This window comes from Roseovarius sp. (assembly GCF_040219995.1).
Lineage (GTDB): Bacteria > Pseudomonadota > Alphaproteobacteria > Rhodobacterales > Rhodobacteraceae > Roseovarius.
Window position 1 is genome coordinate 323,201 of sequence record NZ_JAVJUC010000014.1, and the last position, 26,862, is coordinate 350,062.

Genomic DNA, 26,862 nt, shown 5'->3' on the forward strand with positions numbered 1-26,862 from the left:
AAGAGCCCTGACGAAGGGGCCATCATTGCAACAAGGAGAAGAACGATGACGACGACAAGACGCAAGTTCCTGAAAACCGCCGGTGCGGGTGCGGTCGCGGCCCCGCTCGCCGCCCCCGCCCTCGCGCAATCGACGATCACCTGGCGGATGCAGACCTATGCCGGCGCGGCACTGGCCGAGCATGTGGTAAAACCAGCCATCGACACGTTCAACAAGATCGCGGGCGACCGCATGCAGATCGAGCTGTTCTATGCCGATCAGCTGGTGCCCACCGGCGAGCTTTTCCGCTCCATGCAGCAGGGCACCATCGACGCCGTGCAGTCCGACGATGACAGCATGGCGAGCCCGACCGAAGTTACGGTCTTTGGCGGCTATTTCCCGTTCGGCTCGCGCTACAGCCTCGATGTGCCGGTGCTCTTCAACCAGTACGGCCTCAAGGAGATCTGGGACGAGGAATACGCCAAGGTCGGCGTCAAGCATATCAGCGCGGGCGCGTGGGACCCGTGCCATTTCGCCACCAAGGACCCGATCCACAGCCTTGAGGATCTCAAGGGCAAGCGCGTCTTCACCTTCCCCACGGCGGGCCGGTTCCTGTCGCAGTTCGGCGTCGTGCCCGTCACCCTGCCATGGGAGGATATCGAGGTGGCGGTCCAGACCGGCGAGCTTGACGGTATCGCCTGGTCGGGCATCACCGAGGATTACACGGTGGGTTGGGCAGACGTGACCAACTACTTCCTGACCAACAATATCTCGGGCGCTTGGGTTGGCCATTTCTTTGCCAATATGGGCCGTTGGGAGGAATTGCCGGAGGATCTGAAACTTCTGCTCGCCACCTGCATGGAACAGTCGCATTACTATCGCCAGTGGTGGTATTGGGGCGGCGAGGCGCGTCTGCGCGTGCATGGCGAAAAGATGCAGCTGACGACGATCCCGGATGCGGAATGGGCCACGGTCGAGAGCGCCGCGCGCGAATTCTGGGACGAGATCGCGGCGCAATCCGAGACCAAGGCCAAGGTCGTGAAGATCTTCAAGCAATACAACGCCGACATGGAAAAGGCCGGACGCCCCTACCGCTATACCTGAGCGGGGTGCCTGACGACCCAACAAGGGGGCCTGTTACGGGCCCCCTTTCCCTAGCCTGAATGGAGCGAACGACCATGACTGCCCTGACACTGGATGCGCTGAAAACCAAGGCCGCGAGCGGCGAGATCGACACGGTGCTGGCCTGCGCCGTGGACATGCAGGGCCGCCTTGTGGGCAAGCGGTTCCATGTGTCGAACTTTCTCGAAGCGGGGTTTGAGGAAACGCATTGCTGCAACTACCTGCTGGCCACCGATCTGGAGATGGAAACGCCTGACGGCTATGCCGCGACCAGCTGGGCCATGGGCTATGGTGATTACACGATGAAGCCCGACCTTGCCACGCTCTGCCCGGTGCCTTGGCTCGAGGGCACCGCGCTGGTGCTCTGCGATTTCCTCGATCACCACTCGCACGGCCCGGTGCCACATTCCCCGCGCCAGATCCTCAAGGCACAGATCGAGCGCGCGACGGCCATGGGCCTGACGCCGATGATGGCGACCGAGTTGGAGTTTTTCCTCTTCCAGCGCTCCTACGACGAGATCCGCGCCAGCGGTTACCGTGACCTGTCGACGCTGGTGAAATACAATCAGGATTACTCGATCCAGTTCACCACCCGCGATGAGCATGTCATGCGCCCGGTGCGCAACGCGCTATACGCCATGGGCATCCCGGTCGAGAACACCAAGGGCGAAGCCGAGATCGGGCAGGAAGAGCTCAACATCCGCTACGGTGATGCGCTCGAGGCCTGCGACCGGCACACGCTGGCCAAGCACGCGGTCAAGGAGATTGCCGCCCAGCACGGCCATGCCGCGACCTTCCTGCCGAAATGGCGCGCCGACAAGGTGGGCAGTGCCGCGCATATCCACCAATCGCTGTTCAACGCCGAGGGGAACGTGTTCCATGATGCGGACGCGCCGCATTCGATGTCAAAGGTGATGCGTCATTACGTGGCCGGGCTGTTGAAATACGCGCCCGACTGCATGCTGCTGATGGCCCCCTATATCAACAGCTACAAGCGCTTTGTGCCGGGCACCTTTGCCCCCACCAAGACCGCCTGGTCAATCGACAACCGCACCGCCGGGTTCCGCCTTGTGGGCGAGGGCACCAAGGGCGTGCGCATCGAATGCCGAATCCCCGGGTCGGACATGAACCCCTATCTCGCTTGTGCCGGGCAACTTGCCGCAGGGCTTGCGGGGATCGAGGAGGAACTGGCCCTGCCCGATCCCGCGCAGGGCGATCTCTACAGCATGGCGGATGTGGCCGAGGTGCCGCACAAGCTGAGCATGGCGACCGAGACCTTCCGCAATTCGGCCATGCTGCGGCGGGCCTTCGGCGATGCCGTGGTCGATCATTACACCCGCGCGGCGGAGGTCGAGCAGGAGGATTTCGACCGCGCCGTGACCGATTACGAGGTGCAGAGGGGCTTCGAGCGGGCGTGAGGGCGGCAACGTCGGATTTGAGTATTTTCGGAACGATGAAAGGGCGGGACATGCGCCTGCCGGAAAGGGTGTGACCATGCCGGAACTGAAATGTATATCGCCGATCGACGGATCGGTCTTTGCCACGCGCGAGACGCTGAGCGCCGAGGCCGCGCGCGCGGCCATTGCCGAGACCCGCGCGGCGCAGGCCGCATGGGCCGCGCGCCCATTGCAGGAGCGGATAGACCTTGTGATGGCGGGCGTCGCCGCTGTCGGTGAGATGAACGACGAAATCGTGCCGGAACTGGCCCGCAAGATGGGCCGCCCGGTGCGCTATGGCGGCGAATTCGGCGGCTTCAACGAGCGTGCGTCCTACATGGCCGAGATCGCCGCGCAGGGGCTGGCGGATATCGAGGTGTCGGATGATGGCGCGTTCCACCGCTATATCCGCCGCGTGCCGCATGGGGTCGTGTTCGTCGTGGCCCCGTGGAATTACCCCTACATGACGGCGATCAACACCGTCGCCCCGGCCCTTATCGCCGGCAACGCGGTGGTGCTGAAACACGCGACGCAGACCCTGCTTGTGGGCGAGCGCATGGCGCAGGCGTTCCATGCGGCGGGCGTGCCCGAGGCCGTGTTCCGCAACGTGTTTCTGGATCACGACACCACCTCGACGCTGATTTCCGAAGGCCAGTTCGATTTCGTAAACTTCACCGGCTCTGTCGGTGGCGGGCAGGCGATGGAGCGGGCCGCCGCAGGCACCTTTACCGGACTGGGGCTGGAGCTTGGCGGCAAGGATCCGGGCTATGTGATGGACGACGCCGACCCGGTGACGGCAGCCGAGGGGCTGATTGACGCCGCGATGTTCAACTCGGGCCAGTGCTGTTGCGGGATCGAGCGGATTTATGTGCACGAAAGCCTGTTTGATGCATTTGTCGCGAAGGCGGTTGAGATCGTGAACGGCTACCGGCTGGGCGATCCGCTGGACCCCGAGACCACCATAGGGCCGTTGGCGAACACACGCTTTGCGGCGGAGGTGCGCAAGCAAATCGACGAGGCCGTGGCGGCGGGCGCGACGGCGCATATCGAGCCCTTCCCGCGGGACGATGGCGGCTGTTACCTGACGCCGCAGATCCTGACCAATGTCAGCCATGACATGCGCGTCATGCGCGACGAGAGCTTTGGTCCCGTGGTCGGCATCATGCCGGTTCGCGACGATGCCGAGGCGATCCGGCTGATGAATGACAGCCCCTTCGGTCTGACCGCCTCGCTCTGGACGCGTGATGCCGCGCGCGCCGCACAGGTGGGGGACGCCATCGAGACCGGCACCGTCTTCATGAACCGCGCCGATTACCTTGATCCTGCGCTGTGCTGGACCGGCTGCAAAAGCACCGGGCGCGGCGGCGCGCTATCGGTCATCGGCTATCACAACCTGACCCGTCCGAAATCCTATCATCTCAAGAAGGCAACGACATGACACTTACCGCAAACTGGTCCTATCCCACCGCCATCCGTTTCGGGGCGGGCCGCATCGCGGAACTGGCCGAGGCTTGTACACAGGCCGGCATTTCCCGCCCGCTGCTGATCACCGACAAGGGGCTGGCCCCGCTACCGATCACCGCGCAGGCGATGGAGATCCTGGGCAAGGCGGGGCTGGCGGCCGCCGTGTTCTCGGAGGTCGACCCCAATCCAAACGAGATCAACCTTGCAGCCGGGGTCGAGGCCTACAAGGCGGGCGGCCATGACGGGGTTATCGCCTTTGGCGGTGGCTCGGGGCTCGACCTTGGCAAATGCGTGGCTTTCATGGCGGGTCAGACGCGGCCGATCTGGGATTTCGAGGATATCGGCGATTGGTGGACGCGCGCCGACGCCGATGCCATCGCGCCGATCATCGCCGTGCCCACCACCGCCGGGACGGGCTCGGAGGTCGGGCGCGCGGGGGTGCTCACGAATTCCGAGACCCACGAGAAAAAGATCATCTTTCACCCGAAAATGCTGCCCGCCACGGTGATCTGCGATCCCGAACTGACCGTCGGAATGCCAAAGGCGATCACCGCGGGCACCGGGCTCGATGCCTTCGCGCATTGCGTCGAGGCGTTCTCCAGCCCGCATTATCACCCGATGTCACAGGGTATCGCGCTGGAAGGCATGCGTCTGGTGATCGAGAACCTGCCGCGCGCCTACGCCACGCCTGACGATCTCGAGGCCCGCGCCCATATGATGAGTGCTGCGGCCATGGGCGCGACGGCCTTCCAGAAGGGGCTGGGAGCGATCCATGCCATGAGCCATCCGGTGGGCGCGCATTTCAACACCCATCACGGCACCACCAACGCGGTCTGCATGCCAGCGGTTCTGGATCTGAACGCGCCCGTGATCGCAGACCGCTTCGACCGTGCGGCGGGTTATCTGGGCATCGAGGGCGGCTATGACGGCTTTCGCGCATTCGTGGACCGCTTCAACGACAGTTTCAACGTGCCCAAGGGGCTGGCCGCGCTCGGCGTGACCGAGGACGCCATCCCGGCACTCGTCAAGGGCGCGATCAAGGATCCGTCTTGTGGCGGCAACCCCGTTGCACTGACCGAGGAGAACCTGACGGCGCTGTTCAAGGCGGCGATGTAGCGGTCAGGCTATGAGGTGACGCGCGGCTGTCCCTGCATGACGAGGGATCTGCGCGCCTCATCGGCGAAAAGCAGCGCCTCGGCGGGATTGGGTGGGGGTGTCTGCGCGATGCGCTGGCTTACATGCTGCGCCATGCTACGTTGCCGAATGAGTTCGAAGAGCAACGCATGGCGCGGGCCCTTTTCGGTGTATCCGTCAGTTTGTCGAGCATATGTCATCGGGTCACTCGTCGAAATCGGTCTCGTCTGGATAGCCTTTGAAGATTGATGGAGGATTAAGGCGCTTTTGGTGCGCGAAAGAAGCGGTGATGTGACGTTTTGCGGGTTTTGCGGTGTGAGTGACGTGATGCCGCGCGTGATCCTGCGGATGTCGGCGGGGTGTTTGCGTCTTGTCCGCACATGCGGGATAGTCGTGCCAAATAGCGCCCGAGTCAGGCTGTGCCCCGCAGGGGCGATCAAGAGGAAAGGACAATCCATATGCGATACGAGGCACCAAGACGGTTGGAAGATGCCGTGAGCCTGCTGGCCGGTCAGGACGGTGCGCATGTGCTGGCGGGGGGTACCGACCTGCTCGTCAAGCTGCGCTCGGAGATGATCGAGCCGGAGATGATCGTCGATATCAAGCGGATCGAGGGCATGCACGACATTGCCGCCGAGGACGGCGGCTGGCGCATCGGTGCCGCGGTCTCGGGCGCCGAGATGGGCGAACATGCGGGGCTTGTCGCCGATTGGCCCGGCGTCGTCGAGGCGGCGGGGCTGATCGGCTCGACGCAAATCCAGGGCCGCGCCACGCTGGCGGGGAACCTCTGCAACGCCTCACCGGCGGCGGACAGCGTGCCGGCGATGGTCGCGGCGCAGGCCAGGGTGCGGATCGCCGGGCCGAACGGCGCGCGCGACATGGATGTGATCGACGTGCCCCAAGGCCCCGGCAAGACGGCGCTGGAACGCGGCGAATTCATCGCCTCTGTCTGGCTGCCCGCACGCAGGGCGCGCGCAAGCGATGCCTATCTGCGCTTTATCCCGCGCACCGAGATGGATATCGCGGTGGTGGGTTGCGGCATTTCGCTCAGCCTTGACGAGGAGGACCGCGTGACGGCGGCGCGGGTGTCGCTCGGCGCGGTTGGCCCCAAGGTGATGCTGGTCGAGGACGCGGCACAGGCGATCACTGGCCGCATCCTCGACGAGGCGGCGCTCAGTGATCTGGCTGCGGCCTGTTCGGCGGCGGCCACACCGATTGACGACAAGCGCGGCACGATTGATTTCCGCAAGCACGTGGCGGGCGTTCTGGCCCGGCGCGCGGCGGTGATCGCGGCGAAGCGCGCGAAAGGAGAGACGGCATGAGCCAGCTACACGTAACCACCAGGATCAACGGTGACGACACCGAGTTTCTCTGCGAGGCCGAGGACACGCTGCTCGACGTGCTGCGCGACCGGCTGGGCCTGACCGGGACCAAGGAAGGCTGCGGCACCGGCGATTGCGGCGCCTGTTCGGTGGCCGTGGATGGCCGTCTGGTCTGTTCCTGCCTGATGCTCGGGGCCGAGGCCGAGGGCCGCGACATTGCCACCATCGAGGGCATGGCGACGGGCGATCAACTGCACCCCCTGCAGCAGAAATTCATCGAGATGGCCGCCCTGCAATGCGGCATCTGCACGCCGGGCATCCTCGTGGCGGCGCAATCGCTGCTGGAGCGCAATCCTGACCCGAGCGAGGAGGAGGTGCGCTATTGGCTGGCGGGCAATCTCTGCCGCTGCACCGGGTATGACAAGATCATCCGCGCCGTGATGGAAACGGCGGCGGACATGCGGAGGGCTTCGTAATGGCACTGGATGACACCAAGAAAACACGCGAATTCAAGGTCGTAGGCACGCGGCCCGACCGGCCCGACGGCATTGATAAGGTGACGGGCCGCGCGCGGTTTGGCGCCGACATGGTGGCACCGGGCATGCTGACCGGTCGCATTCTGCGCTCGCCCCATGCCCACGCGCGGATCGTGAAGATCGACGCGTCCAAGGCCGAGGCGCTTTCGGGCGTCAAGGCGGTGGTCACCCGCGCCGATTTCGGCGAGGTGCCCGAGGATGTCGCCGATGTGCTCGACAATTGCATGGCGGGCGACAAGGCGCTTTACGATGGTCACGCGGTGGCCGCCGTCGCCGCAAGCAGCCCGGCCGTGGCACGCAAGGCGCTCAAGCTCATTGAGGTCGAATACGAGGTGCTGCCGCATGTGACGGACGTGGATGCGACGATAAAGCCCGACGCGCCGGTGCTGCACGAGGGCCGCCAACAGGAGACGGTGCCCGAGGGCATGTCGCAGAACGTGATCGCGCGCTCGGAATTCGGGCATGGCGATATCGAGGCCGGGCTGAAACAGGCCGACCGCGTGGTCGAGCGCACCTATCGCACCGCGGCCACGCATCAGGGCTATATCGAGCCGCATGCCTGCCTTGCGACGATGGGCTCGGATGGCCGCGCCGATCTCTGGGTCTGCACCCAGGGACATTACATGGTGCGCAACACCTGTGCCGCCATTCTGGGCATGGAGCAGGGCCAGCTGCGCGTCACCGCATCAGAGATCGGTGGCGGGTTCGGCGGCAAGACGGTGGTGTTTCTGGAACCCGTCGCGCTGATGCTCGCCAAGAAGGCGGGCCGCCCGGTCAAGATGGTGATGAGCCGCTCCGAGGTGCTGCGCGCCACCGGGCCGACCTCCTCGACCTCCATCGACGTCAAGATCGGCATGACCAAGGACGGCAAGATCACCGCCGGTTTTGCCGAGTTACGCTATCAGGGCGGGGCCTATCCCGGCTCGCCCGTCGATATGGGCGCGATGTCCGGCTTTGCGCCTTATGATCTGGAAAACGTCAAGACCGTGGGCTGGGACGTGGTGACCAACCGGCCCAAGGCCGCCGCCTACCGCGCCCCCGGCGCGCCAATGGCCGCCTTCGCCATCGAGAGCGCGATTGACGAGGCGGCCAAGGGCTTCGGCCTCGACCCGCTGGAAGTGCGGTTGATGAACGGCGCGGATGAGGGAACTAGGGCCTCCTACGGCCCGACCTATCCCGCCATCGGCCTCAAGGCGACGCTGGAGGCGGCGAAATCGCATCCGCACTGGTCCGCGCCTCTGGGTGAAAATCAGGGCCGGGGCGTCGCCTGCGGGTTCTGGTTCAACTTTGGCGGCGATACCTGCGTTAGCCTGAATATCACGCCGGACGGCACGGTGACCGTGTCGGAGGGCAACCCCGATATTGGTGGGTCGCGCGCGTCGATGACGATGATGGCCGCCGAGGAGCTGGGCATCCCCTACGATCAGGTCCGCACGATCATCGCCGATACCGGATCCTTGGGCCAGAACGAGGTGACCGATGGCAGCCGCGTGACATTCGCCGTGGGGCTGGCCACGATCAAGGCCGCAGAGGCCGCGAAAAAGGAGATGTGCCGCCGCGCCGCGATGGTCTGGGGCATCGACGAGGAGGCCGTGGAATGGGAAGACGGCGCGGCGCGTCCCGCCGGGCCCAATGCCGGGAAATTCCCGCCCATGACGCTCAAGGAGATCGCCGCCATCGCCTCGAATACCGGCGGGCCCATTGCCGGGCATCATGAGGTGAATGCCGAAGGGGCAGGCGTGAGTTTCGCCACCCATATGGTGGATGTGGAGCTGGACCGCGACACCGGATCGACCAAGATCCTGCGCTACACGGTGTTTCAGGATGCCGGTAAGGCGGTGCATCCCTCCTACGTCGAAGGCCAGTTTCAGGGCGGGGCCGTGCAGGGCATCGGCTGGGCGCTGAACGAGGAGTACATCTACGGCGAGGATGGCATCCTGCAGAACGCGGGTTTTCTCGACTACCGCATTCCCGTGGCGTCGGACCTGCCGATGATCGACACCGTGATCCTCGAAATCCCAAATCCGGGCCACCCCTACGGCGTGCGCGGTGTGGGCGAGACTTCGATCGTGCCGCCGCTTGCGGCCATCGCCAATGCGGTGTCCGAGGCAGCGGGCGTGCGGATGACGCAACTGCCGATGTCGCCGCCGCGCGTGCTTGCGGCCTTGCAGGCCAAAGCGGAGGGCTGATGGTCGAAGTGCTGCTCTGGGGCTCGCTCGCTGATCAGGCGGAGGGCGTGCGCAAGGTCGAGGTCGAGGCCGCCACCTTGCGCGAATTGCTCGACGGGCTGGGGGAGAAATTCCCCGGCCTGCGCCCGGAGTTGGAGCGCGGCGTGTCGGTGTCGATCGACGGGCGGGTCTATAACGACAGCTGGTTCCAGCCGATTGCCGAGGATAGCGAGGTGGTGTTGCTCAAGCGGTTGAAAGGCGGATAGCCGTCAGCCCATGGCAGCGATCAGACGGCCAAGCGCCGCGGCTGCATCGTCTTCGTGCCAGATCTCCTCGCCGAAGGCCAGAAAATCGCTCACCGGGGCGAAGGAGGCCACTTCCTCCATGCCAAGCGCACCCTCGGCAACGATCGGCACTTCGATCACCTCTGACCACCATTCGAAAATCTCGCGGTCTGCATGGCTACCATCTCCAAGGCCGGTGGAGCCGATGGGGCCGAAGCTCACGTAGTCGGCACCAGCTTCGCCCGCGCTCATCCCGTCATGGCGCGAGGTTCCGCAGAAGGCCCCGACGATGGCCTCTTCGCCCAGTTCCTTGCGCGCGGCACGCACCCCGCGCGAGCCATCAAGCAGATGCACCCCGTCGAGCCCCAAACGTTCCACCATCAGGACATGGCTGTCGATCACCACGGCGATATCGCGCGCATGGGTCACCTCGCGGCAGGCATCGGCGGCGCGCGAGATGCGGTCCTCGTCGCGGGTGGCAAGGCTCAGCCGAAGGCAGGCCACCTCATGCGCGTCAAGCACCCGCGCCAGACGGTCGGGGAATATCTCCAGCTCGAACTCCGGCGGGGTGATGAGATAGATTTGCGGCTGCTCGATCTCGTCCATCTGCGCACTCCTTGGCATTTTTGCCTGTCTTAGCCAAGAAAGGCGGCTTTGACCATCGCTGGCATGCAGCTTCTTATTGGCAAAATTCTCATATCAGCCAGATGCGGCGCGTGCGCAATCGTGATGGGGACGCGCGGGTGCAAATGGCCCCTAGCAAGCCCCCAAGTGCGCCTCTATCTTGGGGGCAAAGAGGAAAGGGGCAGGTTTGGCGATTGCAGGGCTGGCGGATGGGCTGACGCGCGGGTTCGAGGAGTTCGGGGATCGCGTTTCGGGCGCGTTTTTCGAGCCGGTGGTACGGTTGGGGGTCACTGGCCTTGCCCGCGCGGGCAAGACGGTGTTCATCACCTCGCTGATTGCCAATCTGCTGGACCGCGCGCGCATGCCGGGCCTTCTGGCCGAGGGCGAGGGGCGCATTCTTGCGGCCTATCTGCAACCGCAGCCCGACGTGACCCTGCCGCGTTTCGACTACGAGACGCATCTGGCGGCCCTCACTGGGCCCAACCCGCATTGGCCCGAGAGCACCCGCGCCGTGTCGGAACTGCGACTATCGCTGCGGGTGCGGCCGGGCGGATTTCTGTCCGGCATGACCGGCCCGCGTGTGGTGCATCTCGATATCGTGGATTATCCCGGCGAATGGCTGCTCGATCTGGCGCTGCTGGACAAGAGCTATGATCAGTGGTGCGACGAGGTGCTGGGCCGCCTCAAAGCACGCCCGCAGGCCGCCGAATATCTGGAGGCCGCGCGCGCGACGGATGGCGCGGCCCCGCTGGAGGAGGCGACAGCGCAGCGTCTGGCGCAGGGCTTTACCGCCTATCTTCATGCTGCGCGCGACGCGGGCTTTTATGACTGCACGCCGGGGCGCTTTCTCTTGCCCGGTGATCTGGCAGGCTCGCCGGTGGTGACCTTCGCGCCGTTGCCCGGCGACGGCGCACCCCCGCGCAAGAGCCTGCGCGCCGAGATGGCGCGGCGCTATGAGGCTTACAAGCGCGAGGTGGTGCGGCCCTTCTTTCGCGACCATTTCGCACGGATCGACCGGCAGGTGGTGCTGGTCGATGCGCTCGACGCGATCCACAAGGGGCCGCGTGCAGTCGAGGACATGCGCGGTGCCATGGCCGATATCCTCGGGGCCTTTCGCCCCGGTAGGAATGCGTTTCTCACGCAGCTTCTGATGGGGCGGCGGGTTGAGAAGATCCTCTTTGCCGCGACCAAGGCCGATCATCTGCATCACACGCAGCACGGTCGCCTGACCGCAATCATGGAGGCGCTGTTGCGCGCGGCGCGGGACCGGGCCGACTTCGCCGGGGCCGAGACCCGCGCCATGGCCATCGCTGCGCTGCGCGCCACGGTCGAGGAGCGGAAGAGCCATCAGGGCCGCGATCTCGATTGCGTGCGCGGGCGGCTCTTGGAGACCGGGCGGCAGGCGGCGTTTCATCCCGGCGAATTGCCCGAGGATCCCGCGCGGCTTCTGGCGGCGGCGCGGGGCGGGGCGGAGGCATGGCCCGATGGCGATTATCGGGCGATGCGCTTTGCGCCCGCAGCCCTCAGCCTGCGCCCCGGCGAGGGGCCGCCGCATATCCGGCTGGATCGCGCCGCGCAGTTCCTGATCGGCGATCGGCTATGAGCATCGCGCGCGCCCGGCTCTGGCATGTGCCGCATCTGGCCCGCATCCTGTGGGCGTTTACCCGGGCGACGCCGTGGCTGCCTCAGGTGCGCAGCCCGCGCGACGATCTGCGCGCGCTCCTGTGGGTGACGCGGCGGGGCTGGGTCCGCATTCTGCGCGACGGGTCGGGTATTGCCGGCTTCATCGTACGCGACGGCTCGCGGGTGCATGCGCTTTACGTCGCGCCTGCGCGGCGCGGACAGGGCCATGGCGGCGCACTGCTGGCCGAGGCCAAGGGCGATGCGGGCGCGCTCGATCTGTGGGTGCTAGAGCGCAACCGACCCGCGCGCGCGTTCTATGCGGCGCAGGGCTTTCGCGAGGCCGTACGCGGGCAGGGGGCGGGCAATGACGAGGGCCTGCCCGATATCCTGATGATCTGGAGTGAGGGGGAAGAGCTGGCATGACCAATGGCCCGGTTCTGATTGATCTTGACGAAGACAGGGCGGCGGAGCCTGATCGTGCGCCGCCCGTGCCCGACGACCAGCCCCGCCCCGAGGGCCGTGCGATGCAGGCGGCGATGGCGCGTGCGGCGCGGCGGCCGTCGCGGTTGGCGCGGGCGTTCTGGTCGCTGGCGCTTGGCCTCGTCGGCGCGGCGGTCTCGGTCGCGGCCTGGGATTTCGCGACAGGGTTGATCGCGCGCGCGCCGCTTCTGGGCTATGCGGTCGCGGGGATGGGGGTGGCGCTGCTCTTTGTGGTGGTGCTTATCGCCCTGCGCGAGGTTGCGGCCTTTGCGCGACTGGGACGGCTCGACAGTCTCCGGCATGGCGCGAACGAAGCGTTGGCAGAGGAGGACCTGTCTGGTGCGCGCGCGACGGTGACGCGGCTTTCGACGCTCTATGCCGGGCGTGATGTGCTGCACTGGGGACAGGCGCGGCTGAAAGAGCGCGAGGGCGATCAGTTCGACGCCGAGGCGCTTTTGGGTCTGGCGGAGGCCGAGTTGCTGGCACCGCTCGATGCGCAGGCCCTGCAAGAGATCGAATTGGCGGCACGACAGGTGGCGACGGTCACTGCGCTGGTGCCGCTGGCGCTCGCGGATGTGGCGGGGGCGCTGATTGCCAATCTGCGGATGATCCGGCGCATTGCCGAGATCTATGGCGGGCGCGCCGGTGTGCTGGGCAGCTGGCGGCTGACCCGGGCGGTGATGGCGCATCTGGTGGCCACGGGCGCGGTGGCCGTGGGTGACGACATGATCAGCAGCGTCGCGGGCGGCAGCATGCTCTCGAAACTGTCGCGCCGCTTTGGCGAGGGGGTGGTCAATGGCGCGCTGACCGCGCGCGTGGGGGTAGCCACGATGGAGGTCTGTCGCCCGCTGCCCTTTCTGCGAGTGCGTCGCCCGTCGGTCTCGGGTCTGGTGAAACGCGCGCTTGTTGGGCTCTTTCCAACGCGGTAGCGTCTGCGGAATGTAATGGTGAAGGCGGGTGCGCGGCGTGGATATTCTTGTCGGTTTTCTCGGTCTGGGGTCGATCCTTCTGGTTCTGGCTGTGCCCTATCTGCTGATCGCGCAGGCCGGGCTTCGGCGCAGGGTGCGTGCATTGGAAAAGGCAAATGCAGACCTGCGCGACGGTTCGGTTTCGCAACGGACTGATGAGGTTACACCGGCGATACCCGAGGCCGCACCACATCCGCTGTCGGCACCAAAGGCAGCCCGTGCGACGCAGGCGCGCGCATCAATGTCAGAGCCTGAAGCCGCGACGTCCTCGACTGTGACGCGCGGTCAGGTTCCGCGCGCCTTCGTGTTTCGCGCTGACCGGATTGCCGCCCTCGGACAGTGGTTGCGCGACAATTGGGCGCTTGCTGTGGCGGGGCTGTCGATGGCGCTCTCCGGGGTGTTCATGGTGCAGTACGGCGTCGAGCAGGGGTTGCTAACGCCGGTCTGGCGCGTCATCGGTGCGCTGCTCCTGGGGGCTGGACTGATCGCTGGTGGCGAGGTGATCCGGCGGCGGCATGGCGACGAGACGCAAGGTGCGACGCAATCGCTTCCCTCGGTGCTCTCCGGGGCTGGGCTTGTCTCACTCTTCGCAGGGGTGCTGGCGGCGCATGCGCTTTATACTCTCATTCCCGCAGGAACGGCGCTGCTTGGGCTGGTGACGGTGGCCGCTGTGGCCATTGTGTTGGGCTGGTTCTACGGTCCAGTGCTGGCGGCGGGCGGCATCATCGGCGCGGCCGCCGCGCCGTTTCTTCTTGGCGGCTCCTCCGAGGCACCCTGGCTGTTCTACTACTATTTTGTGCTGATTGCCCTCGCCGGGCTTGCCGTGGATACGGTCAAGAGATGGGCCTGGGTATCGGCGCTGGTGCTTGTAGTGACGATGCTGGCAGCCATTGGTCTTTACGTCATGGGCGTGGAGGCCGCGCATTTCCTCGTTTTCCTCGCTCTGCTGAGCGCAATGGCGCTGGTCATCCCTGAACGTAGGCTCATGCCGCGCCATGCGGGCACGTCGATCTTGGGCATGATGCTGGGACATCGGCCCTTGCCGGAATTTCCAACCCGCCTTGGCGGCGGAATGGTGATTGCGGCCAGCGTCGGGGCGATTGTGGTTGCAGCAGATGCACAGTCTGTCGTGCTGGTCTGGCTGGCGATTGGCCTGCTGGCGCTGCTATTGAGTGGTGCGCTGTGGTGGTTGCGTGGGGCCGAGGGCTTGCAGGATATTGCCCTAGCCCCGGCGATTGCCGTGGTCTTTGTCGTGGCGGAACAGTCACCCTATCCCTTTGGGCCGCTCCTGAGTGCCTTCCGCGCCCCGCGTGTACCGGAATCGGACATGCCCCTGACGGTCACCGTGATCCTTGGGTTGGCCGCGATTGCCAGCCTGCTGGCCAATGGGCGGATGCGGCGCGCGGCGGACGTGTCAGCACCAGGCCCGGCGATCCTCTGGACGATTGGGGCCGCCATGTTCGCGCCGGGGATGCTCCTGATGTTCGAATTCCTATGGCAACCGGCGGTGGTTCTTGGGGCTTACGTCTGGGCGCTGCACGCGCTTGCCCTCGCGGCGTTGATGACGGGGCTCGCCATGCGTTGTCACCGGGATGCCGGGCCGGTCGAGCCTGCCTTGCGGGCCGCCATCTTCGCCGTTGCGGCGCTCACCCTGATTGCGCTTGCGCTATTCCTCTTGCTGGCCGACTCGGCGTTGACCGTGGCGCTTGGTGTGATGGTTTTAGGCACGACTTTGATCGACCGACGTCATGATCTGCCGCTCTTGGGTTGGGCTCTGCAGGCAGGCGCGGTGATCATCGGGTATCGGCTGATCGTCGATCCCGGTGTCTTCTGGGGGATGGACGCCGCGCCCGTGCAGGTTTGGCTGGCCTATGGCGGCGCGATCACTCTGCTGGCTGCGGCCTGGCGGGTCATGGCACATCGCCCGCAGTCTGCCGCACGCGTCGTGCTGGAAAGCGCGGTCTGGACGTTATCGTCGGTGTTTGCCTGCGTGCTGCTGTTCCGCGTGATGGGCGAAGACAGGCTATTCAGCCATTGGGGCGCGGGCCTTTTGGCGACAGTATGGATTGTCTCGGCGCTGAATCAACTCTACCGGCTGAAGGCGGGTGGGGGTCTCATCCGCGCGGTGCGGATCAGTCTCGCCAGCGTCTTTGGATTGATGGGATTGGGCCTGATTCTGTTGCAAGTGACGCTTCTCAACCCGATTTTTGATATCTTTACCGACGAACGCGTGATTGGCCCGCCAATCCTCGACAGTCTTGCTGTGGCCTGCCTGCCCCTTGCCCTGGCCTTCGGTATTGCGGCCTGGCGGCTGACGCATCTGCCGCGCTTTTTGCGGTCGGGCTTTGTGGCGGTGTCCGCGGGCTATGCCGCGGCCTTCGCGGCGCTCGAGATACGCAGGCTCTGGCGCGGGACTGACCTGTCGGTGCCCGGAGTGACACAGCCGGAACTCTACTCGTATACCGTGGCCATGCTTGTGGTCGCTGTGGCGATGCTGCTCTTGGCCTTCGCCCGCCGCTCGGTTGGGCTGCGAAAGTTGGCGATGTTGGGGGTTGCGCTGACCGTGGCCAAGGTTTTCGTGATCGACACGTCCGGCCTGTCGGGCCTGATCCGGGTGATGTCTTTCATGGGGCTTGGCCTCGGGCTGGCGGGGCTGGTGTGGCTCAATCGCAAGATGTCAGCGCAATGGGATCGCGCCAAGGGCAGCAGCTAGCGCAGCTTGGGTACCCCGCCGGGCAGGGTGTCACGCTCTACCACGCCCGCGCGCAGGGACCGCCCGATGCGATGCGCCAGGGCCGACCATGCGGCGGCCTGATCCGGGCGCAACTCGGCGCTCAACACACTGTCAAAGAGGTCAAGCCAGGTGGAGAACATGCCGGGCCGGACATTCCTGGCCTTCACATGTGCGGCCATCGGCGAGCCGTCATAGACCCGCTCATGCAGGATGGAATTGGCCCAGAAATCGGCGACCTTGGCCTCATGCGCCGGCCAGTCGTCGACATGCACGGCAAAGACCGGGCCGAGCGTGGGATGCGCGCGCACCGCCTCGTAGAACGCGGCGACGACCCGCTCGATCTCGGGGCGGGTGATGTCAAAGCGCGGGGGCAGGGCGGTGGTCATGCTCTTTATGTGGCGCGGGATGCGGGCCGTGGCAATCCCCCCTTGTGAGTGGGTCGGGCCGAAATCTTCAAAAGATTTCGGAGCGCTTTCTTTTCAAGAAAGCGGGGGCTCCCCCTCTGGACGCCTGCCGGGTGCGCGCCTATAAGGCGGGCATGGTGAGATGCATAGCGATCATTATTCGAATTACATGCCCGGCGCTCTGACCCTATCGAGCCGCCGGGATCACAGGCGTTTGAGCCATCGCGCCGCCCCAGACCCCCAGATTTTCAACACCCAGTGACAAAGGACGTCACCCATGTGTTCTGACATGCCCGACTACAAAGACACCCTTAACCTGCCGCAAACCGAGTTCCCGATGCGCGCGGGCCTGCCCAAGCGCGAGCCGGAATGGCTCGCCCGGTGGGAAGAGATCGGCATCTACGACCGGCTGCGCGAGCGGGCCGGCGGCCGCCCGCCCTTTACCCTGCATGACGGCCCTCCTTACGCCAACGGCCACCTGCATATCGGTCACGCGCTCAACAAGATCCTCAAGGACATGGTGGTGCGTTCGCAGCAGATGATGGGGCGCGACGCGCGCTATATCCCGGGCTGGGATTGCCACGGGCTGCCCATCGAGTGGAAGATCGAGGAGCAGTACCGCGCGAAGGGCATGGACAAGGACAAGGTCGATGTCGTGGATTTCCGCCAGGAGTGCCGGAAATTCGCCGAAGGCTGGATCGACGTGCAGCGGGGCGAGTTCAAGCGGCTGGGGATCACGGGCAAGTGGGACAAGCCGTACCTGACGATGGATTTCCGCGCCGAGCGGATCATCGCGGAGGAGTTCCAGAAGTTCCTGATGTCAGGCGTGCTCTATCGGGGGTCCAAGCCAGTGATGTGGTCGCCCATTGAAAAGACCGCGCTGGCCGAGGCGGAGGTGGAGTATCACGACAAGGAGAGCTTTACCGTTTGGGTGAAGTTCGAGGTGACCGCCATTGACGAGGACAAATATCAGAAAGCAGTGCTTGATCGGGGTGCTTACACGCGCTCCGCACCAAGCAAAGATTCTGAGAATGATCAGGTCTCCCTGAACACCGAAGCTACGGATGCGTTGCGCGAACGGGCCAACACTCCCCCAACTGATCTTCTTGGTGCGCACGTCGTCATCTGGACCACCACCCCTTGGACGATCCCGTCCAACAAGGCGGTGGTTTACGGCGAAGACATTTCCTATGGCCTCTACGAGGTGACCGGCACGCCGGGCGAATGCTGGGCCGATGTGGGCGACCGTTTCATCCTCGCCGACAAGCTGGCCGGGGACGTGATGACCCGCGCGCGGCTGGAGGACGGGATGTATACCCGCCTGCGCGACGTGAGCGCCGAGGAGCTGGCGGGCCTCTCGTTGCAACACCCCCTGGCCCATGCTGAAGGTTCCAACGGCGAATGGGACGACCTGCGCGATTTCCGCGCTGCCGATTTCGTCACCGATGAGGAGGGCACGGGCTTTGTCCATTGCGCGCCCAGCCACGGCATGGAGGAATACGAGCTCTATCGCGGTCTGGGCATGCTGGATCAGGTGATCACCTATAACGTGCTCGACGATGGCTCCTTCCGGCCCGATCTGCCGTTCTTTGGCGGCACGTTCATCCTTGACCGCAAGGGCAGGGAGGGCAATGCTAACAAGGCCGTCATCGACAAGCTGGTCGAGGTCGGCGGGCTGCTTGCCCGCGGCAAGATCAAGCATTCCTACCCGCATAGCTGGCGCTCCAAGGCGCCGGTGATCTACCGCAACACGCCGCAATGGTTCGCCGCCATCGACCGCGCCGTGGGCGACGGGGAGGACGCCTATGGCACCACGATCCGGGAGCGTGCGCTGCGCTCCATCGACGAGCTGGTGACATGGACGCCCAAGACAGGGCGCAATCGGCTGTATTCGATGATCGAGGCGCGGCCGGACTGGGTGCTGTCGCGGCAACGCGCATGGGGTGTGCCGCTGACATGCTTTGTGAAGAAAAGCGCGCAACCGACGGATTCGGAATATCTTTTGCGCAACGCGGAGGTGAACGCGCGCATTCTTGAGGCGTTCGAGGCCGAAGGCGCGGATGCCTGGTACAAGGAGGGGGCAAAAGAGCGGTTCCTAGAAGGGATCGTTGACCCGGAGGCTTGGGAGAAGGTCGATGACATTCTCGACGTGTGGTTCGATTCAGGCTCCACCCATGCCTTCGTGCTGCGCGACCGCGAAGACGGGTCGGCGGACGGTATGGCCGATCTCTACCTCGAAGGCACCGATCAGCATCGCGGCTGGTTCCATTCCTCGATGCTGCAAGCCTGCGGCACCATCGGGCATGCGCCCTATCGCGGCGTGCTGACGCACGGGTTCACGCTTGACGAGAAGGGCAACAAGATGTCCAAATCGCTCGGCAATACCGTGGCTCCCGAGGATGTGACCAAGCAATACGGGGCAGATATCCTGCGGCTCTGGGTGGCGCAGGCGGATTACACGGCCGATCTGCGGATCGGGCCCGAGATTCTCAAGGGTGTGGCCGATGGCTATCGCCGCTTGCGCAACACGATGCGTTTCATGCTGGGCGGGCTGAGCCATTTCAGCGAGGCGGACCGGGTGGACCCCTCGGAGATGCCGGAACTGGAGCAATGGGTGCTGCACCGGCTGGCAGAGCTGGACCACAAGGTGAAGTCAGGCTATGAAGCCTATGATTTCCAAGGTGTTTTCCAGCAGATCTTTAACTTCGCCACGATCGAGCTGTCGGCCTTTTATTTCGACATCCGCAAGGACGCGCTCTATTGCGACGGCGATACCGCACGTCGCCGTGCGGCGCGGACGGTGCTTGATCTGCTCTTCCACCGGCTGACCACCTGGCTTGCACCGGTGCTGGTCTTTACCATGGAAGAGGTCTGGCTGGAGCGCTTCCCCGGCGCGCAAAGCTCGGTGCACCTGACCGATATCCCCGCCACCCCCGCTGACTGGTTGAATGAGCCGCTGGCGGCGAAATGGGCGCAGGTGCGCCAAGCGCGGCGCGTGGTGACGGCGGCGCTGGAGGTGCAGCGCAGCGACAAGGTGATCGGGGCCTCATTGGAGGCCGCGCCCATCGTGCATGTGCGCGATGCCGACATGCTGGCGGCGCTGAAATCGGTGAATTTCGAGGATATCTGCATCACCTCGGATATCACCCTCACCGACACGCCGCGCCCCGATGAGGCGTTCCGCATGCCCGAAGTGGACACGGTTGGCGTGGTCTTTGCCAAGGCGGATGGCGAGAAATGTCAGCGTTGCTGGAAGATTCTGCCGGATGTGGGCAATCACGCCCATCCCGGCACCTGCAAACGCTGCGATGCCGCATTGTCCGAGATGAAGGTTCGGGCGTAACCGTCTGAAAATTGAGTATTTTTGCCAATAGGAAGACGCGGGTGGGGCTCAGGCCTCGCCGCGTTCTTCGGCCTTGGCGCGATTCCAGAGCGCGTCCATTTCCGCGAGATCCGATTGATCGGGTGTCTTGCCCGCCTCGGATAGCAGCGCCTCGATCCGCTCGAACCGGCGGGTGAATTTCGCGTTGGCGCGGCGCAGGGCGGTTTCAGGGCAGAGATTCATGTGCCGTGCGAGATTGGCCATGACGAACAGGAGATCGCCGAATTCCTCTTCGACCTTGTCCTGCGTCAGATGCTGCACGGCCTCGTGAAGCTCTTTAACTTCTTCCTGTATCTTGCTGAGAACGTGAGAGGTTTCCGGCCAGTCAAAGCCCACGCGCGCGGCGCGTTTCTGCAGCTTGACGGCCCGCAGCAGGGCCGGAAGGCCGAGCGCCACCCCGTCGAGCGTGCCGGATTTCGCCTCGGCTGCCCGCTCGGCGGCCTTGATCGCCTCCCAGTCTCGGGTCTGTTGCTCGGCGCTCTTGTCACGGCTCTCGGTGCCGAAGACATGCGGATGCCGCGAGACCATCTTGTCGGAGATGGCATTGGCCACGTCCTCGACATCGAACAACCCGTGATCCTGCGCGATCTGCGCATGAAAGATCACCTGCAACAGCAGATCGCCCAACTCGCCGCGCAATTCCGGCCAGTTTTCCTGCTCGATGGCGTCGGCGACTTCGTAAGCTTCTTCAATGGTATAGGGGGCGATGCTCGTAAAGTCCTGCTCGATATCCCAGGGGCATCCCGTCTCGGGATCGCGCAGCCGCGCCATGATGGCAATGAGGCGCGGCATGCCGCCCGAAGGGTCGTGAATGAGCGTGTCGTCAGGCATTGCAGCGGCCTCCGCTTTGGGGTTGAGTGGACCCTGACGCGAGAAGGAAAGGATGTCCAGAGATGGCCGTGATCAACCGCATAGCGGGCTTTGCCGATGAGATGACCGCCTGGCGCAGGCATCTGCATGCCAATCCCGAGATCGGATTCGACTGTCACAAGACGGCGGCCTTCGTGGTCGAGCGGTTGCGGGAGTTCGGGATCACCCAGATCGAGACGGGCATTGCCGAGAGCGGCGTCGTCGCGGTGATCGAGGGGCAGGGCGCGGGCCCCTGCATCGGCTTGCGCGCCGATATGGACGCGCTGCCGATGGAGGAGATCACCGGGGTCGAGTATGCCAGCCAACGCCCCGGAAAGATGCATGCATGTGGCCATGACGGGCATACCACCATGCTTCTCGGTGCGGCCAAGTACCTTGCCGAAACACGGAATTTCGCGGGCAAGGTGGTGCTGATCTTTCAACCCGCCGAAGAGGGGCCGGGCGGCGGGCGCGTGATGGTCGAGGAGGGTATGCTGAGCCGCCACGCGGTGGATCAGGTCTATGCGCTGCATACCTTGCCAGGCGCGCCGGAGGGCACGTTCGAGACGACGCCGGGGCCGATCATGGCGGCGGTGGATACGCTGCATGTGGACGTGATCGGGCAAGGCGGGCACGGGGCCTTTCCGCATGAGACGCGCGATCCGGTGATCGCTGCCGTGGCGATCGTGCAGGCCATCCAGACGATCATAACAAGGAACCGTAACCCTCTGGATGATCTGGTTATTTCTGTGACGCAGATCCATACCGGCAGTGCCGACAACGTCATTCCCGAGACCGCCTATATCAACGCCACAATCCGCACCTTCAGCCCTGAGGTTCAGGCGATGGTGCACCGGCGTCTGCGTGAGGTGGCCGAGGGCACGGCGGCGGCGCATGGGGTGCGGGCGGAGGTGCGGATCGATGTGGGCTATCCGGCGACGCTGAATGATGCGGCCAAGACCGGCTTTGCCGCCGAGGTGGCGCGCGAGGTTGCGGGCTCTGAGGCAGTGATCGCGGATCGCACCCGCGAAATGGGGGCCGAGGATTTCTCCTACATGCTGCAGGAGCGTCCAGGCTGTTATCTGTTCCTGGGCCAAGGCGACGGGCCGGGTCTGCATCATCCGGGGTTTAATTTCAACGATGCGGTAGCCCCGGTCGGGGCGTCGTTCTTTGCCCGGATCGTGGAGCGGGCACAGCCGGTGAACGGAGGGGCGTGATATGGCGCTGGAAGATGCGAAAACACAAGTCGATCAGGCGTTTACGCGCGAAACCTCGCGTGGTCTGAGCTATGAGAATACCTTTGGTGGTGCGCTGTCCTTTGCGCGGCGGCGCTACACCAAGGACCTCGCCGGCGTGGATGTGGCGATCACCGGGGTGCCGTTTGATCAGTCGGTGACGAACCGTCCGGGCACGCGGTTGGGACCGCGCGCCATTCGCGAGGCGAGTGCGTTGCAGGTGTTCGATCCCCCATATGGCTGGGACGGGTATGATCCGCTTTCGAGCCTCAGCATCGTGGATTATGGCGATCTGGCGTTTGATTACGCCAAGATCGCCGAGTTTCCCGAGGCGTTGACGGCGCATATCCGGGGCATTCTCGACGCCGGTGCAGCAACTATCACGCTGGGTGGTGATCACTACATTTCTCTCCCGATTCTAGAGGCTTACGCGGAGAAGTTCGGGCCGGTGGCGCTGGTGCAGTTCGATGCGCATTCCGATACCTGGGTCGATGACGACATGACCCGGATCGACCATGGCACGATGTTCTACAAGGCGGTGAAACTGGGGCTGATCGACGTGGAGCGGTCGGTGCAGGTTGGCATTCGCACGGTGAACCCTGACACGATGGGCATCGCGACCATCGACGCGCGCGAGGTGCATCTGGAGGGGCCAGTCAAGACCGCTCGCAAGATCAAGGAGATTGTTGGCGATGCCCAAGTCTACATGACCTTCGATATCGACGCGCTGGACCCGGCCTATGCGCCGGGCACGGGCACGCCGGTCTGGGGCGGGCTTACCTCGGCGCAGGCGGCGATCATGCTGCGTGATCTGGCCGGCATCAACCTGTTGGGCGGCGATGTGGTGGAGGTCTCGCCGCCCTTTGACACAACCGGATCCACGTCGATTGCCGGGGCGCATGTGGCGATGGAAATGCTGTGCCTCTGGGGCTGGACGCGGCGATGAGGTGGGCTGTTCATCCTGCGTGATCGCCCGACTTGATCGGACGATCCCGCGGCCGTGAGATCCTCGGGTCAAGCCCGAGGATGACGGGTGGCTGCCCGAGGAGGGCGGTGCATTTGGTCAGGCGTTGGCTTCGCGGATCTTCTCGGCAGCGGCCTTGTCATAGGTGACGCCGTTCTGCTCGAAGAGCTGATCAAGCTCGCCCGAGAGGGTCATTTCGGTGATGATGTCGCAGCCGCCGACGAATTCGCCCTTGACGTAGAGTTGCGGGATGGTCGGCCAGTCTGAGTAATTCTTGATACCCTGCCGGATTTCCTCGTCGGCGAGCACGTTCACATCGGCGAAATCGACACCCATGTAGTTGAGCACGCCCGCCACGCGGCTGGAGAAGCCGCATTGCGGCATGTCCTTGGTGCCCTTCATGTAGAGCACGACGTCGGAAGATTTCACGGTGTCTTCGATGCGGGATTTTGCGTCAGTCATGTGCGGCTATCCTGTTCGTTTGGGTCTGCGGGATCGGGTTGGGTTTCGGCAGTGTTTTCGCCATCGTCGTCGCCGTCGCCGGGGGTGTAGTCCTCGGGGTCGTAGCTTTCTTCATCCTCGGCGATGGCACCTACATGGGTGGTGTTGGTTTCCGGGTCGTAGGTGAGCCCGTATTCGGCACGTCCCTCGCGTTTGAAGCGGCTGTATTCCGACCATGTGGCGTAGACGAACACCGCCACGAAGGGCAACAGCAGGGCAACTACAAGCAGGCGGGCATCCAAGACGGGTTACTCCGGTGCCTTCGTGGTCAGGGCAAGCGCATGCACGACCCCGTTGGGGCCGTCCATCTTGCCCTTGAGCGCGGCATAGACTGAGCGCTGCTGCTGCACGCGGTTCATCCCGCGAAAGCTCTCGTCGATGACCTCGGCGGAGAAGTGGACGCCGTCATCACCCTCGACCCGGATCTGGGCATTGGGTAGGGTGTCGCGGATCAGCGCTTCGAGGTCGGAGGCGAGCATGGCCATGGGCATCTCCTTGTCACGGTCTGCTCTTGATTTAGAGCGCGACCGGCCCGAGCGCAAGGGAGCGTGAGGACCGCGGGGGGTGGCCGTGTGGGCTAGATATCCTCGCCTTTCTTCAGCAGATCGTCGATGAGTGCGCGTTGCAGCGCGCCGCTGTCGCCGCCCCCGTACTGCAGCGCGCCGCCGGAGTAGAGCGTGCCGTAGCTCTGGGCGAGGTTGACGACCTGTCCAAGTCCGGAAATCAGCTGGTCTTTTTCGAGTGGTGTCAGTGGGTGAATGAAGGCCGACCACAGGATATCCTTGGCGAGGGCGTAGCGCGCATCGAGGGCGGTATCGAAATTGGCCTGGAGGATGCGCTGCATGTCTTCGCTGGAGACTTCGTCGCTCTTGGCCACGGGGGTGATGGCGCGCATGCGGTCAGCGGTCTCGTCGGTGACAATGAGCACCTGCACCTCATTGATGGTCAGCTGCCAGATCGTACCGTTGGATTGCAGATCGGGATCTAGGGCGCGCAGGATCGTATCCAGCCGATCAATGGTCATTGGCGGCTCTGCCGCCGTGGTGTCGGGGTTGTCTGGTGGGGCCGGTGTTGGCTCCTGTGCCGCAAGACCGAGCGGCAGGAGCATCAGACAGGCGAGAAGCAGGTGACGGAGCATGGCGGCGTCCTTTCATGGCATGCTCCGAGCGTGCCACAGCCGGGCGGGCCGCGCCACGGTGCTCCGCAAAACGTGAAGGCGCGTCAGTAACCGCGCCAGATCCAGCCGCCGCCCAGAACCCGGCTGCCCTCGGGTGCATAGAACACGCAGGCCTGACCGGGTGAGACGCCTTCCTCTGCGGTGAGCAACTCGACCTCGGCCTCGGTCTCGGAGAGCGGGCGCAGCACTGCATCGCGCGGGGGGCGGGTGGAGCGGACCTTGACCGATACGGCCCACTCGTTGCGCGAACCGAGCGGCTCATCGCCAAGCCAGTTTATCTCGCGCAGGGGGACGCGGCGGGTGGCCAGCATCTCCTTGGGGCCGACGATTACGCGGTGATTGTCCACATCGAGCCGGACCACGTAGAGCGGCTCTTCCAGTCCGCCGATGCCGAGACCGCGGCGCTGGCCGATCGTGTAGTGGATGACGCCCTCATGGCGTCCGAGGACACGCCCGTCGGCATGCACGATCTCGCCCGGTTCGGCGGCACCGGGGCGCAGTTTCTCGATCACGCTGGCGTAGTTGCCGTTCGGCACGAAACAGATATCCTGACTGTCAGGCTTGTCGGCCACTTGCAGGCCGTATTGCGCCGCCAATTCCCGCGTGGCCTGCTTGGAGGGCAGGTGGCCGAGCGGGAAGCGCAGGTAGTCAAGCTGCTCCGGCGTCGTGGAGAACAGGAAATAGGATTGGTCACGCGCGGCGTCGGTGGCGCTATGGAGTTCGGGGCCCTGCGCGCCCATCTTGCGCTGGATGTAATGGCCTGTCGCCATGCAATCGGCGTCAAGGTCGCGGGCGGTTTCCAGAAGATCCTTGAACTTCACCCGCTCGTTACAGCGGATGCAGGGCACCGGGGTGGCCCCTGCCAGGTAGCTGTCGGCGAACTCGTCGATCACTGCGTCGCGAAAGATGTTCTCGTAATCGAGCACGTAATGCGGAAAGCCCAGATCCTCGGCCACGCGGCGGGCGTCGTGAATGTCGACGCCGGCACAGCAGGCCCCTTTTTTGGCCAGCGCCGCGCCGTGGTCGTAGAGTTGCAGCGTCACGCCCACCACGTCATAGCCTTCGGACGCCAGATGCGCGGCCACGACGGAACTATCGACGCCGCCAGACATGGCCACGACAACGCGCGTCTCGGCAGGGCTTTTCGCAAAGCCCAGAGAGTTCAGGGGAGTGTCGATGTCCAGTGCCATTCGGGGTCTCCGCTCGGGTCTCGCAGAATATAGGAAAATCCTAATCACTCTCAAGCCCCGGTTTCATCCGTCGTTAAGGGAGATGACGGCAGTTTTGCCGTCAGTGGAAAGAAGGGGTGAATGCGATGTATCTCAAGAAAGTCGGAGGGCCAAGGGCAGTGACACTGCCAGATGGCACGGTATTCAGCTACGCAGACCTGCCGCCGCCGGACACGCGGCGTTGGGTGGCGTCACGCAAGCTCGCTGTGGTGCGGGGTGTCGCCTATGGGTTGATTTCTCAGTCTGAAGCGTTGCGCACCTATGAGTTGAGCGAGGAAGAGTTCCTAGGTTGGCTGTCCGCGGTAAAGAGCCACGGAGAAAATGCGCTCAAGGTAACGTTACTCAAGGATTATAGACAATCATGAGGCGTGTACGCAAAATGTTCCAGTGACGGTAACGCAAGGTTAACCATTTATGTCCAGTCTTGCGAGGAAGCCTGAGAGATGAACGGAGAAGCCTTATGCATGTATTACTGGTCGAGGACGACCCCACCACCTCGAAAAGCATCGAGATGATGCTGACCCATGCCAATCTCAACGTCTATACCACGGACTTGGGGGAGGAGGGGATCGATCTGGCGAAGCTTTATGATTACGATCTGATTCTGCTTGATCTGGGGTTGCCGGACATGAACGGGCATGAGGTGCTGCGCCAGCTACGCCTGTCGCGGATCGAGACGCCGATCCTGATCCTGTCCGGGGCCGATGACACCGAAAGCAAGATCAGGGGTTTTGGGTTTGGAGCCGACGATTACCTTACCAAGCCGTTTCACCGGGAGGAACTGGTGGCGCGCATCCACGCGATCATTCGCCGATCCAAGGGGCATTCGCAGTCTATAATACGCACCGGCAAGATCAACGTCAATCTCGATGCCAAGACGGTCGATGTGGCGGCGCAGGCGGTGCACCTGACCGGCAAGGAATACCAGATGCTGGAACTCTTGAGCCTGCGAAAGGGCACGACGCTGACCAAGGAGATGTTTCTGAACCATCTTTATGGCGGCATGGACGAGCCGGAGTTGAAGATCATCGACGTGTTCATCTGCAAGCTGCGAAAGAAACTGACCGAGGCGACGGGCGGCGAGAATTACATCGAAACTGTCTGGGGGCGGGGCTATGTGCTGCGCGATCCCGAGCCGGGCGAGATGGAGGGCACGCCACTGGCCATCGGGGCCTGAGCGGCGCCTGATCTCTGGACCTCTGATCTCGCTGGCCCTATCACTCTGACAGGGAAGGGGCGCGCGGCCC

Annotated in this window: 26 protein-coding genes; 17 read left to right on the forward strand and 9 right to left on the reverse strand. The window is 64.3% G+C overall.

Annotated features, from left to right (window positions below):
* Positions 1-45 precede the first annotated feature (45 nt).
* From RID11_RS05775 to RID11_RS05790, 4 genes are all read left to right on the forward strand, one after another.
* Positions 46-1,083, forward strand: coding sequence for a TRAP transporter substrate-binding protein (locus RID11_RS05775; protein WP_350136463.1), 1,038 nt, complete (start codon positions 46-48; stop codon positions 1,081-1,083).
* 74 nt (positions 1,084-1,157) lie between these two features.
* On the forward strand, positions 1,158-2,519 hold the full coding sequence (locus tag RID11_RS05780) for a glutamine synthetase family protein (protein WP_350136464.1): 1,362 nt from the start codon (positions 1,158-1,160) through the stop codon (positions 2,517-2,519).
* Between the two features lie 76 nt (positions 2,520-2,595).
* Complete coding sequence (locus RID11_RS05785) at positions 2,596-3,975, forward strand: aldehyde dehydrogenase family protein (protein WP_350136465.1); 1,380 nt, start codon at positions 2,596-2,598, stop codon at positions 3,973-3,975.
* Positions 3,972-5,117, forward strand: coding sequence for an iron-containing alcohol dehydrogenase (locus tag RID11_RS05790; protein ID WP_350136466.1), 1,146 nt, complete (start codon positions 3,972-3,974; stop codon positions 5,115-5,117). The genes RID11_RS05785 and RID11_RS05790 overlap by 4 nt, the downstream gene beginning before the upstream one ends.
* Positions 5,118-5,125: 8 nt before the next feature.
* Here RID11_RS05790 and RID11_RS05795 read toward each other — a convergent pair whose 3' ends face one another.
* Positions 5,126-5,251: a hypothetical protein gene (locus RID11_RS05795; protein WP_350136467.1), complete on the reverse strand. Its 126-nt coding sequence runs from the start codon at positions 5,249-5,251 to the stop codon at positions 5,126-5,128.
* A gap of 342 nt (positions 5,252-5,593) precedes the next feature.
* On the opposite strand from RID11_RS05795, the gene RID11_RS05800 reads away from it, so the two are divergent.
* From RID11_RS05800 to RID11_RS05815, 4 genes are read left to right on the forward strand one after another with little or no spacing between them, the layout of a single operon-like run.
* A complete protein-coding gene (locus RID11_RS05800) occupies positions 5,594-6,457 on the forward strand; it encodes an FAD binding domain-containing protein (RefSeq protein ID WP_350136468.1) in 864 nt (287 codons plus the stop codon).
* The gene (locus tag RID11_RS05805; protein ID WP_350136469.1) at positions 6,454-6,933 is read left to right on the forward strand and encodes a (2Fe-2S)-binding protein; all 480 of its coding nucleotides are present in this window, start codon (positions 6,454-6,456) and stop codon (positions 6,931-6,933) included. The genes RID11_RS05800 and RID11_RS05805 overlap by 4 nt, the downstream gene beginning before the upstream one ends.
* The gene (locus tag RID11_RS05810; protein ID WP_350136470.1) at positions 6,933-9,182 is read left to right on the forward strand and encodes a xanthine dehydrogenase family protein molybdopterin-binding subunit; all 2,250 of its coding nucleotides are present in this window, start codon (positions 6,933-6,935) and stop codon (positions 9,180-9,182) included. Before RID11_RS05805 ends, RID11_RS05810 begins: the two co-directional genes overlap by 1 nt.
* A complete protein-coding gene (locus RID11_RS05815) occupies positions 9,182-9,427 on the forward strand; it encodes a MoaD/ThiS family protein (RefSeq protein WP_350136471.1) in 246 nt (81 codons plus the stop codon). The genes RID11_RS05810 and RID11_RS05815 overlap by 1 nt, the downstream gene beginning before the upstream one ends.
* 3 nt (positions 9,428-9,430) lie before the next feature.
* Here RID11_RS05815 and RID11_RS05820 read toward each other — a convergent pair whose 3' ends face one another.
* Complete coding sequence (locus RID11_RS05820; RefSeq protein WP_350136472.1) at positions 9,431-10,051, reverse strand: thiamine phosphate synthase; 621 nt, start codon at positions 10,049-10,051, stop codon at positions 9,431-9,433.
* Positions 10,052-10,256: 205 nt separating this feature from the next.
* Here RID11_RS05820 and RID11_RS05825 point away from each other — a divergent pair, with 205 nt between their 5' ends.
* The 4 genes from RID11_RS05825 to RID11_RS05840 are packed head-to-tail and all read left to right on the forward strand — an operon-like array spanning position 10,257 to position 15,853.
* Complete coding sequence (locus tag RID11_RS05825) at positions 10,257-11,672, forward strand: YcjX family GTP-binding protein (RefSeq protein ID WP_350136473.1); 1,416 nt, start codon at positions 10,257-10,259, stop codon at positions 11,670-11,672.
* On the forward strand, positions 11,669-12,115 hold the full coding sequence (locus RID11_RS05830; protein WP_350136474.1) for a GNAT family N-acetyltransferase: 447 nt from the start codon (positions 11,669-11,671) through the stop codon (positions 12,113-12,115). The genes RID11_RS05825 and RID11_RS05830 overlap by 4 nt, the downstream gene beginning before the upstream one ends.
* Positions 12,112-13,101 (forward strand): YcjF family protein, encoded by a 990-nt coding sequence (locus RID11_RS05835; RefSeq protein WP_350136475.1) that lies wholly within the window; start codon positions 12,112-12,114, stop codon positions 13,099-13,101. The genes RID11_RS05830 and RID11_RS05835 overlap by 4 nt, the downstream gene beginning before the upstream one ends.
* A 37-nt stretch (positions 13,102-13,138) precedes the next feature.
* Entirely contained in the window at positions 13,139-15,853 is a 2,715-nt protein-coding gene (locus RID11_RS05840) for a DUF2339 domain-containing protein (protein WP_350136476.1), read from the forward strand.
* On the opposite strand, the gene RID11_RS05845 is transcribed toward RID11_RS05840, so the two are convergent.
* Positions 15,850-16,260, reverse strand: a complete 411-nt coding sequence (locus tag RID11_RS05845; protein ID WP_350136477.1) for a group III truncated hemoglobin — start codon at positions 16,258-16,260, stop codon at positions 15,850-15,852. The genes RID11_RS05840 and RID11_RS05845 overlap by 4 nt on opposite strands.
* A 295-nt stretch (positions 16,261-16,555) precedes the next feature.
* Between RID11_RS05845 and ileS the strand changes: the two genes are divergently transcribed.
* The gene (ileS, locus tag RID11_RS05850) at positions 16,556-19,621 is read left to right on the forward strand and encodes an isoleucine--tRNA ligase (RefSeq protein WP_350136478.1); all 3,066 of its coding nucleotides are present in this window, start codon (positions 16,556-16,558) and stop codon (positions 19,619-19,621) included.
* A 48-nt stretch (positions 19,622-19,669) separates the two neighbouring features.
* Here the strand turns inward: ileS and mazG are convergent, their stop codons facing one another.
* Positions 19,670-20,491 (reverse strand): nucleoside triphosphate pyrophosphohydrolase, encoded by an 822-nt coding sequence (gene mazG, locus RID11_RS05855; RefSeq protein WP_350136479.1) that lies wholly within the window; start codon positions 20,489-20,491, stop codon positions 19,670-19,672.
* 62 nt (positions 20,492-20,553) lie between these two features.
* On the opposite strand from mazG, the gene RID11_RS05860 reads away from it, so the two are divergent.
* On the forward strand, positions 20,554-21,726 hold the full coding sequence (locus RID11_RS05860) for a M20 aminoacylase family protein (RefSeq protein WP_350136480.1): 1,173 nt from the start codon (positions 20,554-20,556) through the stop codon (positions 21,724-21,726).
* Between the two features lies 1 nt (position 21,727).
* Positions 21,728-22,690, forward strand: coding sequence for an agmatinase (speB, locus tag RID11_RS05865; RefSeq protein ID WP_350136481.1), 963 nt, complete (start codon positions 21,728-21,730; stop codon positions 22,688-22,690).
* A 117-nt stretch (positions 22,691-22,807) separates the two neighbouring features.
* On the opposite strand, the gene grxD is transcribed toward speB, so the two are convergent.
* The 5 genes from grxD to mnmA all read right to left on the reverse strand — a co-directional run bounded on the left by grxD (position 22,808) and on the right by mnmA (position 25,576).
* Positions 22,808-23,170, reverse strand: coding sequence for a Grx4 family monothiol glutaredoxin (gene grxD / locus RID11_RS05870; protein WP_350136482.1), 363 nt, complete (start codon positions 23,168-23,170; stop codon positions 22,808-22,810).
* Positions 23,167-23,451, reverse strand: coding sequence for a hypothetical protein (locus tag RID11_RS05875; RefSeq protein WP_350136483.1), 285 nt, complete (start codon positions 23,449-23,451; stop codon positions 23,167-23,169). The genes grxD and RID11_RS05875 overlap by 4 nt, the downstream gene beginning before the upstream one ends.
* Positions 23,452-23,457: 6 nt before the next feature.
* Positions 23,458-23,694, reverse strand: coding sequence for a BolA/IbaG family iron-sulfur metabolism protein (locus tag RID11_RS05880; RefSeq protein WP_350136484.1), 237 nt, complete (start codon positions 23,692-23,694; stop codon positions 23,458-23,460).
* Between the two features lie 92 nt (positions 23,695-23,786).
* Positions 23,787-24,347 carry a hypothetical protein gene (locus tag RID11_RS05885; protein ID WP_350136485.1) on the reverse strand — a complete coding sequence of 187 codons (561 nt, stop codon included), beginning with the start codon at positions 24,345-24,347 and terminating at the stop codon, positions 23,787-23,789.
* 83 nt (positions 24,348-24,430) lie between these two features.
* On the reverse strand, positions 24,431-25,576 hold the full coding sequence (gene mnmA, locus RID11_RS05890) for a tRNA 2-thiouridine(34) synthase MnmA (RefSeq protein ID WP_350136486.1): 1,146 nt from the start codon (positions 25,574-25,576) through the stop codon (positions 24,431-24,433).
* Between the two features lie 125 nt (positions 25,577-25,701).
* On the opposite strand from mnmA, the gene sciP reads away from it, so the two are divergent.
* Together sciP and ctrA are read left to right on the forward strand one after the other, a co-directional pair.
* Positions 25,702-25,980, forward strand: coding sequence for a CtrA inhibitor SciP (gene sciP, locus RID11_RS05895; protein ID WP_350136487.1), 279 nt, complete (start codon positions 25,702-25,704; stop codon positions 25,978-25,980).
* A gap of 95 nt (positions 25,981-26,075) precedes the next feature.
* Entirely contained in the window at positions 26,076-26,792 is a 717-nt protein-coding gene (gene ctrA, locus RID11_RS05900; protein ID WP_350136488.1) for a response regulator transcription factor CtrA, read from the forward strand.
* The last annotated feature ends 70 nt before the right edge of the window (positions 26,793-26,862 follow it).

What these genes read in the sequence shown, in the direction of transcription:
- RID11_RS05835 (WP_350136475.1), top strand. Translation starts at nt 12,112, where the DNA reads ATGACCAATGGCCCGGTTCTGATTGATCTTGACGAAGACAGGGCGGCG.
- RID11_RS05815 (WP_350136471.1), top strand. Translation starts at nt 9,182, where the DNA reads ATGGTCGAAGTGCTGCTCTGGGGCTCGCTCGCTGATCAGGCGGAGGGC.
- RID11_RS05800 (WP_350136468.1), top strand. Translation starts at nt 5,594, where the DNA reads ATGCGATACGAGGCACCAAGACGGTTGGAAGATGCCGTGAGCCTGCTG.
- RID11_RS05885 (WP_350136485.1), bottom strand. Translation starts at nt 24,347, where the DNA reads ATGCTCCGTCACCTGCTTCTCGCCTGTCTGATGCTCCTGCCGCTCGGT.
- grxD (WP_350136482.1), bottom strand. Translation starts at nt 23,170, where the DNA reads ATGACTGACGCAAAATCCCGCATCGAAGACACCGTGAAATCTTCCGAC.
- speB (WP_350136481.1), top strand. Translation starts at nt 21,728, where the DNA reads ATGGCGCTGGAAGATGCGAAAACACAAGTCGATCAGGCGTTTACGCGC.
- RID11_RS05775 (WP_350136463.1), top strand. Translation starts at nt 46, where the DNA reads ATGACGACGACAAGACGCAAGTTCCTGAAAACCGCCGGTGCGGGTGCG.
- mnmA (WP_350136486.1), bottom strand. Translation starts at nt 25,576, where the DNA reads ATGGCACTGGACATCGACACTCCCCTGAACTCTCTGGGCTTTGCGAAA.
- mazG (WP_350136479.1), bottom strand. Translation starts at nt 20,491, where the DNA reads ATGCCTGACGACACGCTCATTCACGACCCTTCGGGCGGCATGCCGCGC.
- RID11_RS05805 (WP_350136469.1), top strand. Translation starts at nt 6,454, where the DNA reads ATGAGCCAGCTACACGTAACCACCAGGATCAACGGTGACGACACCGAG.
- RID11_RS05860 (WP_350136480.1), top strand. Translation starts at nt 20,554, where the DNA reads ATGGCCGTGATCAACCGCATAGCGGGCTTTGCCGATGAGATGACCGCC.
- RID11_RS05880 (WP_350136484.1), bottom strand. Translation starts at nt 23,694, where the DNA reads ATGGCCATGCTCGCCTCCGACCTCGAAGCGCTGATCCGCGACACCCTA.
- RID11_RS05790 (WP_350136466.1), top strand. Translation starts at nt 3,972, where the DNA reads ATGACACTTACCGCAAACTGGTCCTATCCCACCGCCATCCGTTTCGGG.
- RID11_RS05845 (WP_350136477.1), bottom strand. Translation starts at nt 16,260, where the DNA reads ATGACCACCGCCCTGCCCCCGCGCTTTGACATCACCCGCCCCGAGATC.
- ileS (WP_350136478.1), top strand. Translation starts at nt 16,556, where the DNA reads ATGTGTTCTGACATGCCCGACTACAAAGACACCCTTAACCTGCCGCAA.
- RID11_RS05810 (WP_350136470.1), top strand. Translation starts at nt 6,933, where the DNA reads ATGGCACTGGATGACACCAAGAAAACACGCGAATTCAAGGTCGTAGGC.
- RID11_RS05795 (WP_350136467.1), bottom strand. Translation starts at nt 5,251, where the DNA reads ATGGCGCAGCATGTAAGCCAGCGCATCGCGCAGACACCCCCACCCAAT.
- sciP (WP_350136487.1), top strand. Translation starts at nt 25,702, where the DNA reads ATGTATCTCAAGAAAGTCGGAGGGCCAAGGGCAGTGACACTGCCAGAT.
- ctrA (WP_350136488.1), top strand. Translation starts at nt 26,076, where the DNA reads ATGCATGTATTACTGGTCGAGGACGACCCCACCACCTCGAAAAGCATC.
- RID11_RS05780 (WP_350136464.1), top strand. Translation starts at nt 1,158, where the DNA reads ATGACTGCCCTGACACTGGATGCGCTGAAAACCAAGGCCGCGAGCGGC.
- RID11_RS05820 (WP_350136472.1), bottom strand. Translation starts at nt 10,051, where the DNA reads ATGGACGAGATCGAGCAGCCGCAAATCTATCTCATCACCCCGCCGGAG.
- RID11_RS05785 (WP_350136465.1), top strand. Translation starts at nt 2,596, where the DNA reads ATGCCGGAACTGAAATGTATATCGCCGATCGACGGATCGGTCTTTGCC.
- RID11_RS05830 (WP_350136474.1), top strand. Translation starts at nt 11,669, where the DNA reads ATGAGCATCGCGCGCGCCCGGCTCTGGCATGTGCCGCATCTGGCCCGC.